The organism is Lentzea sp. NPDC060358 (assembly GCF_042725365.1).
Classification (GTDB): Bacteria; Actinomycetota; Actinomycetes; order Mycobacteriales; family Pseudonocardiaceae; genus Lentzea.
Genome location: NZ_JBHXCW010000268.1, coordinates 1 through 9,929 on the forward strand (window position 1 = coordinate 1; position 9,929 = coordinate 9,929).

Consider the following 9,929-nt stretch of genomic DNA (forward strand, 5'->3'; position numbering starts at 1 on the left):
GGTCAAACGGCCACGCTTTTCGGCCGTTTGACACCCCTCCTCAGGTGTGGCTGCATTGAGCACTGCTCGTGACGGGACCACCCCACACCGCAACCCAACTACGCAACAGCAAGCCGCCCAACGCACCAGGCGTGCCATCAACCCGCAGGCGGCGCTGGCCGGTCTTTGATCAGCTGGCGGGGTCCGGGGCGGAGCCCCGAGCAGTAAACAGGAACCCCAAACCGAAACCCCAAAAACTCAACCCAACCGAGCAGTCAACTCCCGAACCAGCGGATCGGTCCCGGAAGGCTTGTTCTGCCGCCGCAAAGCCTCGGACAGAACCGACAGAACCGACCCCACCTGACCGTCATCAGGCAACAACGAAGCAGCCCGCCGAGCCTCCGCCTCGGCCCCGGCGGCATCATCACCGCCCAGCAGAACCTGAGCCGCGCGCAAGACCACGAACACCCGCCAGTTCGAATCCCCCAGCGAGGCGACGAGGGACTCGGTCTCGCGGTAGTGCTGGACGGCGAGCGCGACGTCACCGCCCTGCCCGGCGACCCAGGCCCGGATGGCCAGGATCTCGGCCTGCCGCCGAGTCACCTCGGCGGGATCGTCGAGCAGCGGCAACAGGGTCTCGGCCTCGTCGACGGCCGAGGTGGTCTCGACCACCTCGTCGTCGGGCAGGGTGGAGGCCAGCTCGACGAGGGACCCGACCGCCTCCGACACGTCCCCTTCCTGCTGCCACAACGCAGCCGCGGCGCGCCAGGAGGCGGTGGCGAGGTCGTGCTTGCCGAGCCGTCCCTGCACGGAGGCCAGGGCGTCGAGCAGGAACGCCCGCCGCCCCGCCTCCTCGCCGGGCAGCAGTTCGACGGCCTGACCCAGGTAGCGCTCGGCGGCGGGGAACTCCCCGAGCTTGCGGCAGACCTGCCCCAGCCGGAACACGATCTGCAACCGCAGGTCGTCCTGCCCCGGCTGCAGCAGCCGCAGCGACTCCTCCAGCACCTCGGCCGCCTCGACGAACCGGTCGGTCTGGACGTACCCGCCGCTCAGCGCGAAGCAGAAGTGCGCGGTGTGGCCGGGGGAGAGGTGCACGCGCGACACGGCGACGGCTTCGCGCAGGTCGCCCAGGCAGGCGCCCTCCTGGTCCAGTTCCTGGATCGACGCGACCTGGTACCAGCGCGTCTCGGCCGACTCGGGCAGCGGGAACGCCGCCACGAACTCCCGCGAGGTCGCCACGGCCTCGGGGACGCGCCGCAGCAACGTCTCCAGCCGCAACCGCAGCCGGTAGCCCTCGAACCGGGCGTTGGGCGGCAGGTCGCCGGTCATCACCGTCACGATGTCCGCGTACGCGCCTTCGAGGTCCTGCTGCCGCGCGCGGTGTTCCGCGGACTCGACGGCGACGCGGCCGCGCAGTTCCGGAACGTCCAAAGAGGACGCCAGTGCGAGCATCTCGTCGGCGCGCTCGTCCGACTGGGCGTCGTACAGCTCGGCCAGCGTCAGCGCCGCGATCGTGCGCGTGTGGTCGGAAGTCGCCTCGGCCAGGCACTTCTCGGCCAGTTCGAGGCCGCCCTCGAGCCCGATCGCGAGCCGTGCCTGGTAGCGCAGGGCGAGGTCCGCGGGCAGCGCCGGCAGCAGCTCCTCCAGCACCGCCGGGTCGAACGGCACCAGGCCCGTGGTCATCCGCCGGATGCCCGCGTGGGCCGCGAGGTCGGGCGGCAGCAGCGAGTCCATGTCCGCGGGCAGCGAGTCGAGGTTGCGCCGCGCCTGCACGAAGTCGCCCTGCTCGTACAGCGCGACCATCGCCTCGGCGATCTCCACCGGGTCGCCGGACACGACCGGCTCCTCGGCGGCGGGAACGGCCGCCGCGGTCGGCACGGCCAGCTCGACGTGCGGGTAGTCCTTCTGCGCCAGCGCCTCCGAGACCCGGTCGGTCCACGTCGGCGTGCCGTTGCGCGCGTCGAACGCCTCCGCGAGCTCCATCGCCCGGTCCACCAGCCGGTCGAGCAGCTCGGCCGCGGTCAGCGACCCGGCGACCGGCACGTCGAACACCACGTCGGGGCTGATCCGCTGCAGCAGCACCGACGCGCACTCGGCGAACGACATCTCGTCGGCGGGCAGCTGCGTCGCGACCACCTTGTGCAGCGACCGGCGCAGGATCTCCTCGCCGCGCGCGACGTTGCCCGTCAGCGCGCAGAACCGGATGTGCTCGTGCACGTACGAGGTGATCTCGTCGTCCTTGATCAACCGGTACGCGGTCGTGTGCGCGTGCGCCGCCCGTTCGCCGTCGCCGATCTCCAGCAGCGGCCACAGCAGCGCGGACAGGATGCCCTGCGGCTGCGTCGCGCAGCCGGTCTCGCCGGACAGGCCCTCCCAGCCGTGGGCCGCGGCCTCGTGGTGGCGGCCGAGCCGGGCCAGCATCCAGACCTGCTCCTCGACGACGCACGCGTCGCAGTCCGCCATCGGGCCGGACTCGGTGGCCAGGTACCTGCCGAGGTGCTCGGCCAGGCCGGTCATGTCACCTACGTGGTAGGCGAGCTCGGCGCGCGCACCGTGCACCGGCTGCGCGGAGAAGCCCAGGCTCCCGTAGCGGTCGGCGAGCTGCCCGATCACGGCCTCGATCTGCTCCAGCGAGAACCGCGGGTCGCGCCGCAGTCCCGTCGCGATCCACTTGTGCGACCAGTTGAGCGAGTGGACCTCGTAGTCGTTGAACGCCTCCGGGTCCTTCTGCTCCGCGGCGCGCACCCACGCGAACGGCGCGAGCATCAGGTCGTAGCGGGCGAGGTAGTACGCCGAGTCGATCATCGCGATCCGGCACGAGACGCCGAGCGGCAGGTGGCCGAGCGCGTCGGACATCCGCGCGGCGCGTTCCAGCGCCTCGTGCTTCGGCATGCCCGTCGGCATGTTGTACGCGTCGAGGAAAGCCCTCTCGGCGTCCTCTGCGGTGAAGTCGGCCATGTTCACTTGCCCCCAACGGCGCGGTCCAGCAGTTCCAGGAACGAGCGGTTGAGCGCCGCCGTGTCCTTCGGTCGCATCGCCCGCCGAGCCTGCAGGACGGCGTGCACGTACAGAGATTCGAGCGTCAGCTCCACGAGCGACGGGTCGGTCAGCCGCGCCAGCCGCTGCACCAGCGGGTTGCGGCAGTTGAGCACCAGCTGCTCCGGCCGCGACGAGTCCGACCCGGCGGTCAGCCGGCCGAGCAGCTCCGCCCACAGCGGGTCGGTCGTCTCCCCGGCGGTCTGCTCGGTGTCGAGCTTGCGCTGCTGGTCCGCGTTGCTGATCAGCAGGGCGGGCAGCGAGACCGGGTCGAAGTCGCGGATCACCGCGTCGCAGTCGTGCCGGTCGAGCGCCGCCGCGCCCTCGGACAGCCGCAGCCGCAGCGCCTTCTCGACGTCGGGCTCCGGGTCCGCCAGCGCCGCGAGCAGCTCCGACGGCGCCACCCTGCGCGCGACGGCGGGACCGTCGAGCGCGCCGAGCCGGTTCAGCAGCTCCAGGTCGTAGGCGTAGCCGGCGTTCACCAGGCCCAGGCCCTGCGCGGCCGCGACCGGCGCGAGCTGGTGGAACTCGTCGACGTCCGGGATGTAGAGGATCGCGCCGTGCTTGCGCTTGAACTGCCGCAACGGGATCGGGCCGTCGGTGGTCTCGAACGGCAGCCAGCGCTCGACCAGCCGCAGCATCTCGTCGTCCGACCGCGCCAGCGACTTGATGCCGAGGTGGTGCGCGGCCAGCAGCTCGCCCGCCCGGCGCGGCTCGATCGCGTCCAGCCTGATCAGCCAGTCGCGGATCTGCTCGCCGAGCTCCTCGCGCACCGCCAGCAGCATCTCGTCCTGGTACAGCGACTCGCGCGACGCCGTCGGCCTGATCGCCGACGCGTCGACCACGCACCGCACGAAGTAGGCCCAGTCCGGCAGCAGGCCCTCGACGTTGTCGCCGACGAGCATCCGCTTCAGGTAGACGCGGTGCGTCTGGCGCGTGCCGGGGTGCACCCCGGACGGCAGCACGAACGCGACGCCGGTCAGCCCCGCCGCCTCGACCTCGATCGGGATCGCCTCGAACGGCGTGAACCCGAGGACCTGCTCGCAGTACGCGGAGAGGTCGGTCTCCTCGCCGTCGGCACCGTCCCACGGCCGCACGCCGCGGGTCACGACGGCGCCGTCCAGCGTCACGACAGCGGGCAGCAGGTCGCCGTAGTCGCTGACCAGCGGCCGCACGACGTCCGCCTCGAGCCAGTGTTCGTTGCCGCGCGAAGCGCTCAGCACCACCGTCGTGCCCACCGGCACCTCGGCGTCCGCTGAGTCCACTTCGGACACCGTGTAGTTGCCGGACGAGTCCGCCTCCCACCGCACGCCCGGCCCGCCGCGGGCGGACCGCGTGATCACCGTCACCGAGGAGGCGACGAGGAAGCACGACAGCATGCCGACGCCGAACTGGCCGAGGAACCCCTCGCGCGCGAACCCCAGGTCATCGCGCTTCGAAGTGCGGCCGAGCGTCGAGAGCAGCTCGTGCACCTCGTCCTCGGTGAGCCCCACCCCGGTGTCGGTGATCGTCAGCGTGGCACCGCAGGTGATCGTGACGTCCGCGGGGCAGGACGGGTCGAGCTCGCGCCTCGCCGTGATCGCGTCGACGGCGTTCTGCAGCAGTTCGCGCACGTAGACGCGCGGGCTGCTGTAGAGGTGGTGGCTGAGCAGGTCGATGATGCCGCGCAGGTCGACGCGGAAGGTGTGCGACATGATGCCGCCCATATTAAGTAGGTGGGGCGGCCCGATGCCGCCCTTTGACCGAACGTGCGGAAGCGGTCAACTCCGCACCGACTACGATCGGCCTGTTCACTACCGAAATCCGTGACGGGAGCTGTCCTACCACCATGTCCGGAGCCAACGACCCGTACGACCCGAAGGAGGTCGCGGCGCTGTCGGCCGAGAACCTCGACGCGGCCGTGCAGAAGGCGCGCGAGGCGTTCGCCGGAGCAGCCGACCTCGAGGCGCTCGCCTCGGTCAAGCCGGGCCACCTCGGTGACCGGTCGCCCGTGCTGCTGGCCCGCCGCGAGATCGGTGCCCTGCCCCCCAAGGCCAAGGCCGAGGCCGGCAAGCGGGTCAACCAGGCGCAGTCCGCGATCAAGACCGCGTTCGACGAGCGCCACGCCGTGCTCCAGGTCGAGCGCGACGAGCGGGTGCTGCGCGAGGAGTCCGTCGACGTCACGCTGCCCTGGGACCGCTTCCCGCGCGGCGCGCGCCACCCGATCACCACCCTCGCCGAGCGCATCGGCGACGTCTTCGTGGCCATGGGCTACGAGATCGCCGAGGGCCCCGAGCTCGAGACCGAGTGGTTCAACTTCGACGCGTTGAACTTCGGCAAGGACCACCCGGCCCGCTCGATGCAGGACACGTTCTACATCGCGCCGGGCGACTCGCAGCTCGTGCTGCGCACCCACACCTCGCCCGTGCAGGCCCGCACGCTGCTGGACCGCGAGCCGCCGGTCTACGTCGTGTGCCCCGGCCGCACGTTCCGCACCGACGAGCTCGACGCGACCCACACCCCGGTGTTCCACCAGGTCGAGGGCCTCGCGGTCGACAAGGGCCTCACCATGGGCCACCTCAAGGGCACCCTGGACGCGTTCGCGCGCGCCATGTTCGGCGAGGACTCGAAGACCCGTCTGCGCCCGTCGTTCTTCCCCTTCACCGAGCCGTCGGCCGAGGTCGACGTGTGGTTCCCGGAGCGCAGGGGCGGGGCGGGCTGGGTCGAGTGGGGCGGCTGCGGCATGGTCAACCCCAACGTCCTGCGCGCCACCGGCGTCGACCCGGACGTGTACTCCGGCTTCGCGTTCGGCATGGGCCTGGAACGCACGCTGCAGTTCCGCAACGGCCTGCCCGACATGCGCGACATGGTCGAGGGCGACGTCCGCTTCACCCAGCCTTTCGGAACGGAGGCCTGATCCGGATGCGCGTCCCGGTCAGCTGGCTGGTCGAACACCTCGGTTTCGACGAGATCCCCACGCCCGACGAGCTCGCCGAGGCGTTCACCCGCATCGGCATCGAGGTCGAGGAGGTGAGCCCGCTCGGTCCCGTGACCGGCCCGATCGTCGCCGGTCGCGTCGTCGAGATCGAGGAGCTCACCGAGTTCAAGAAGCCGATCCGCTACTGCAAGGTCGAGGTCGGTCCCGAGCAGACCAACCAGATCATCTGCGGTGCCACGAACTTCGTCGAGGGCGACTCGGTCGTCGTCGCGCTGCCCGGCGCCGTCCTGCCGGGCGACTTCACGATCGCCGAGCGCAAGACCTACGGCCGCGTGTCGCAGGGCATGCTCTGCGCGGCCGACGAGCTCGGCATCGGCGACGACCACTCCGGCATCCTCGTGCTGCCCACCGGCACCGCGCAGCCCGGCGACGACGCCCTGGAGCTGCTCGGCCTCGACGACAGCGTGATCGAGCTGGCGCCGACGCCCGACCGCGGCTACGCGTTCTCGGTCCGCGGCCTGGCCCGCGAGATCGCCTGCGCGCTGGAGGTGCCGTTCGGCGACCCCGGTCTCGCGGAGATCCCGGAGCCCGAGGGCGAGGCGTGGCCCGTCCACATCGAGGACCGCGCGGCCTGCTCGCGGTTCGTCGCGCGCCGGGTGTCCGGTGTCGACCCGACCGCGCCCACCCCGTGGTGGATGCGCCGGCGGCTGATGCTCGCCGGCATGCGGTCGATCTCGCTGCCGGTCGACGTCACCAACTACGTGATGCTCGAGCTGGGCCAGCCGCTGCACGCGTTCGACGCGTCCTCCCTGTCCGGGGCGCTGACCGTGCGCCGGGCGCTCGCGGGCGAGAAGCTCACGACGCTCGACGACTCGGTGCGCGCGCTCGACACCGACGACATCGTCATCGCCGACGACAGCGGGGTCATCTCCCTCGCGGGTGTCATGGGCGGCGCGTCCACGGAGGTCCAGGACACCTCCTCGGACATCCTGCTCGAGGCCGCGAACTGGGACCCGGCGTCCATCGCGCGCACGGTCCGCCGCCACAAGCTGCCGTCGGAGGCCGCCAAGCGCTTCGAGCGCACGGTCGACCCGGCGCTCGCCCCGGTGGCGCTGGAGCGGGCCGCGAAGCTGCTCAACCACTACGCCGAGGGCTCCATCAAGCCGGGCCGCACCGACGTCGGCTCGCCCACGCTGCCGGACCCGGTGTCGATGCCGATCGACCTGCCCGACCGCGTCGCGGGTGTCCGCTACGCGCGCGGAGTCACGGCGCGGCGCCTCGGCCAGATCGGCTGCCAGGTCGCCGTGACCACCTCGGACGACGGCCAGACGATCGTGACGGCGACGCCGCCCACGTGGCGCTCGGACCTCGTGCAGCCAGCCGACCTGGTGGAGGAGGTGCTGCGGCTGGAGGGCTACGACACGATCCCGTCCACGCTGCCGCCCGCCCCCGCCGGCCGCGGCCTGACCGAGCAGCAGCGCCGCCGCCGCACCGTGTGGCGCACGCTGGCCGAGGACGGGTTCGTCGAGGTCAAGCCGTTCCCGTTCATCGACCCGTCGGTGTTCGACGCGTTCGGGCTGGGCGAGAACGACATCCGCCGCAACACCGTCGGCGTGCTGAACCCGCTGGAGTCGGACAAGAACGTCCTGGCGACCACCCTGCTGCCCGGCCTGCTGGAGACGCTGCAGCGCAACCTCGCCCGCGGTGCCCGGGACGTGGCGCTCTACAACGTCGCCCAGGTGACGCTGCCGCGCGCGCAGCAGGTGCCGGTCCCGTCGCTGGGCGTGGACCGCAGGCCCACCGAGGCCGAGGTGGCCTCGATGCTGGCCGCGCTGCCGCAGCAGCCGCTGCACGTCGCCGGTGTGCTCACGGGCCACCGCGAACTGGCCGGCTGGTGGGGCAAGGGCCGCACGGCCGACTGGTCGGACGCCGTCGAGGCGGCCCGCCGGGTCGGCCAGGCGTACGGGGTCTCCCTGCGCGTCGTGGCGTCGGACCTGCTGCCGTGGCACCCCGGCCGCTGCGCCGAGCTGCGCGTGGGCGACTGGCCCGTCGGCCACGCCGGCGAGCTGCACCCGAAGGTCGTCGAGGCGCTCGGCCTGCCCAAGCGCACCGTGGCGTTCGAACTCGACCTCGACGCGCTGCCGCTGGACGACCACCGCCCGGCCCCGCTGGTGTCGCCGTACCCGCCGGTCCTGCTGGACGTGGCGCTGGTCGTCGACGCCTCCGTGGCGGTGCAGTCGGTGTCCGAGGTGCTGGGCGCGTCCGCGGGCGACCTGCTCGAGGACATCCGCCTGTTCGACGTCTACACGGGCGAGCAGGTGGGCGAGGGCAAGAAGTCCCTCGCGTACTCGCTGCGCTTCCGCGCGCCGGACCGCACGCTGACGGTGGAGGAGGCGACCGCGGCCCGCGACGCCGCCGTCGCCGCCGCCTCCGACCGACTGGGTGCGGCACTGCGCTCCTGATGGGTACGCTGGGTGAGGCCCGGGTTCTTCGGAACCCGGGCCTTTCGCGTAACGCGAGGAGTTTTCCTCCGATTGCGCGTGCGCGTAGCCGGTGATCGGCGGTTGACAACAGTGCCGCCAGGGCCCGACTTCTCATGCCATGTGCACGCTGTGTGATGAACGAGCGTTCTCCAGGATGGTGCCGTCCCACCGAGCACCACCCCAGGAGAACCCCATGCGCAAGCGCACCGCAGTCGTCGCCGCAGTCGCCATCGCCGCCCTGGGCGGCGGCATCGCCTACGCGGCGTGGTCGAGCTCCGGCTCGGGTGACGGCCTGGTCAAGTCCACGACGAGCAAGGACTCCGCGATCACGAGCGTGAGCGGCGCGGGGCTCTACCCCGGCGCCGTCGTGGACGTCGTCGTGAGCATCGACAACCCCAACGACTACCCGGTTAGGGTCACCTCGATCGCCGACAGCTCGTCGAAGCCGGCCGGAACCTGTGCGGCCGGCACGGTCACCACGTCGTCCGCCGGCACCAGCTTCACGCCGGTCCTGCCCGCGAAGGGCAGCCAGACGTACACGCTCAAGGCCAAGATGAGCGCCGACGCCACCGATGCCTGCCAGAACGTCACCTTCGTCGTGCCGCTGACCGCGCAGCTCGTCTCGGCCGCGAGCTGAGTCGTGCGCCTCGTCCTCGTCGTGCTCGCCATGCTCCTGGTCCCGGGAGGCTCTCCCGCTCCCGGGAAGGCGTTCACCATCGCGGACGTCGGCACCGCGACGGGGTTGGTCCCCGGTGGGACGGTGACCCGAAAGGTGCGGGTCACCAACCCCAACAACCAGGACATCAAGGTGACCCGGCTCGACACCTCGGTCGGGCGGCCCTCCCCGAACTGCCCGGCGAACGCCGTCACCGTCGATCCGCTGAAGTCGCCGGTCCTCGTCGCCAGGAACAGCCACGCCGACGTACCGCTGGCCGTCCGCATGGCGGCCTCGGCCCCGAACGCCTGCAAGAACCTCACCTTCCCTCTCACCTACTCGGGAACGGCGATCAAGCCATGATCAGCTTCAAGGAACTCGTCCACCGGCGGTCCGTGCGGCGAGGCGTCATCGTCCTCGCGGTCACGACCGCGGTTCTCGGCTCGGGCGTCGCCTACGCGGCGTGGACGAGCTCCGGTAACGGCAGTGCCACCACGAAGGCGGGCACGGCACAGGCTCCGGTGGTGGCCGGCGGCGCGGCTCCCACCGGTCTTCTCTACCCCGGCGTCACGGGGGAGGCGGTCGTGACCGTCACGAACCCCAACCCGTACCCGGTGACGGTCATGTCGATCACGCAGAACGGGACCGAGTGCGGTGTCACCGCCCTCACGGCGACTCCCGGTACGCAGCTGGCGGCCCAAGGCGGTCAGAAGTCCATCACGATCTCGGTCAAGATGGCGCTCGACGCACCCGGCACCTGCCAGGGCTTGGCGATCAACGTGCCGGTGACGGTCACGATCGCGAGCGGGACCGGCGCGTGAAGCGCCCCACGATCGCCGCCGCGGCGCTGTGCCTGCTC

7 protein-coding genes are annotated in these 9,929 nt (G+C 71.7%); 5 read left to right on the forward strand and 2 right to left on the reverse strand.

Annotated elements, in window-relative coordinates; all coding sequences use genetic code 11:
* Positions 1 to 237: 237 nt before the first annotated feature.
* Together ACFWGZ_RS35505 and ACFWGZ_RS35510 are read right to left on the reverse strand one after the other, a co-directional pair.
* Positions 238 to 2,937, reverse strand: coding sequence for a hypothetical protein (locus ACFWGZ_RS35505; RefSeq protein WP_382455968.1), 2,700 nt, complete (start codon positions 2,935 to 2,937; stop codon positions 238 to 240).
* A gap of 2 nt (positions 2,938 to 2,939) precedes the next feature.
* A complete protein-coding gene (locus ACFWGZ_RS35510; protein ID WP_382455969.1) occupies positions 2,940 to 4,709 on the reverse strand; it encodes an HSP90 family protein in 1,770 nt (589 codons plus the stop codon).
* A gap of 134 nt (positions 4,710 to 4,843) precedes the next feature.
* Between ACFWGZ_RS35510 and pheS the strand changes: the two genes are divergently transcribed.
* From pheS to ACFWGZ_RS35535, 5 genes are all read left to right on the forward strand, one after another.
* Positions 4,844 to 5,911 carry a phenylalanine--tRNA ligase subunit alpha gene (pheS, locus tag ACFWGZ_RS35515; RefSeq protein WP_382455970.1) on the forward strand — a complete coding sequence of 356 codons (1,068 nt, stop codon included), beginning with the start codon at positions 4,844 to 4,846 and terminating at the stop codon, positions 5,909 to 5,911.
* Positions 5,912 to 5,916: 5 nt separating this feature from the next.
* Positions 5,917 to 8,394: a phenylalanine--tRNA ligase subunit beta gene (gene pheT / locus ACFWGZ_RS35520; protein WP_382455971.1), complete on the forward strand. Its 2,478-nt coding sequence runs from the start codon at positions 5,917 to 5,919 to the stop codon at positions 8,392 to 8,394.
* Positions 8,395 to 8,608: 214 nt separating this feature from the next.
* Positions 8,609 to 9,052 (forward strand): hypothetical protein, encoded by a 444-nt coding sequence (locus tag ACFWGZ_RS35525; RefSeq protein ID WP_382455972.1) that lies wholly within the window; start codon positions 8,609 to 8,611, stop codon positions 9,050 to 9,052.
* A 3-nt stretch (positions 9,053 to 9,055) separates the two neighbouring features.
* Positions 9,056 to 9,433 carry a hypothetical protein gene (locus tag ACFWGZ_RS35530; RefSeq protein ID WP_382455973.1) on the forward strand — a complete coding sequence of 126 codons (378 nt, stop codon included), beginning with the start codon at positions 9,056 to 9,058 and terminating at the stop codon, positions 9,431 to 9,433.
* Positions 9,430 to 9,891, forward strand: a complete 462-nt coding sequence (locus ACFWGZ_RS35535) for a hypothetical protein (RefSeq protein WP_382455974.1) — start codon at positions 9,430 to 9,432, stop codon at positions 9,889 to 9,891. The genes ACFWGZ_RS35530 and ACFWGZ_RS35535 overlap by 4 nt, the downstream gene beginning before the upstream one ends.
* Positions 9,892 to 9,929 lie beyond the last annotated feature (38 nt).

What these genes read in the sequence shown, in the direction of transcription:
- ACFWGZ_RS35505 (WP_382455968.1), bottom strand. Translation starts at nt 2,937, where the DNA reads ATGGCCGACTTCACCGCAGAGGACGCCGAGAGGGCTTTCCTCGACGCG.
- ACFWGZ_RS35510 (WP_382455969.1), bottom strand. Translation starts at nt 4,709, where the DNA reads ATGTCGCACACCTTCCGCGTCGACCTGCGCGGCATCATCGACCTGCTC.
- pheS (WP_382455970.1), top strand. Translation starts at nt 4,844, where the DNA reads ATGTCCGGAGCCAACGACCCGTACGACCCGAAGGAGGTCGCGGCGCTG.
- pheT (WP_382455971.1), top strand. Translation starts at nt 5,917, where the DNA reads ATGCGCGTCCCGGTCAGCTGGCTGGTCGAACACCTCGGTTTCGACGAG.
- ACFWGZ_RS35525 (WP_382455972.1), top strand. Translation starts at nt 8,609, where the DNA reads ATGCGCAAGCGCACCGCAGTCGTCGCCGCAGTCGCCATCGCCGCCCTG.
- ACFWGZ_RS35535 (WP_382455974.1), top strand. Translation starts at nt 9,430, where the DNA reads ATGATCAGCTTCAAGGAACTCGTCCACCGGCGGTCCGTGCGGCGAGGC.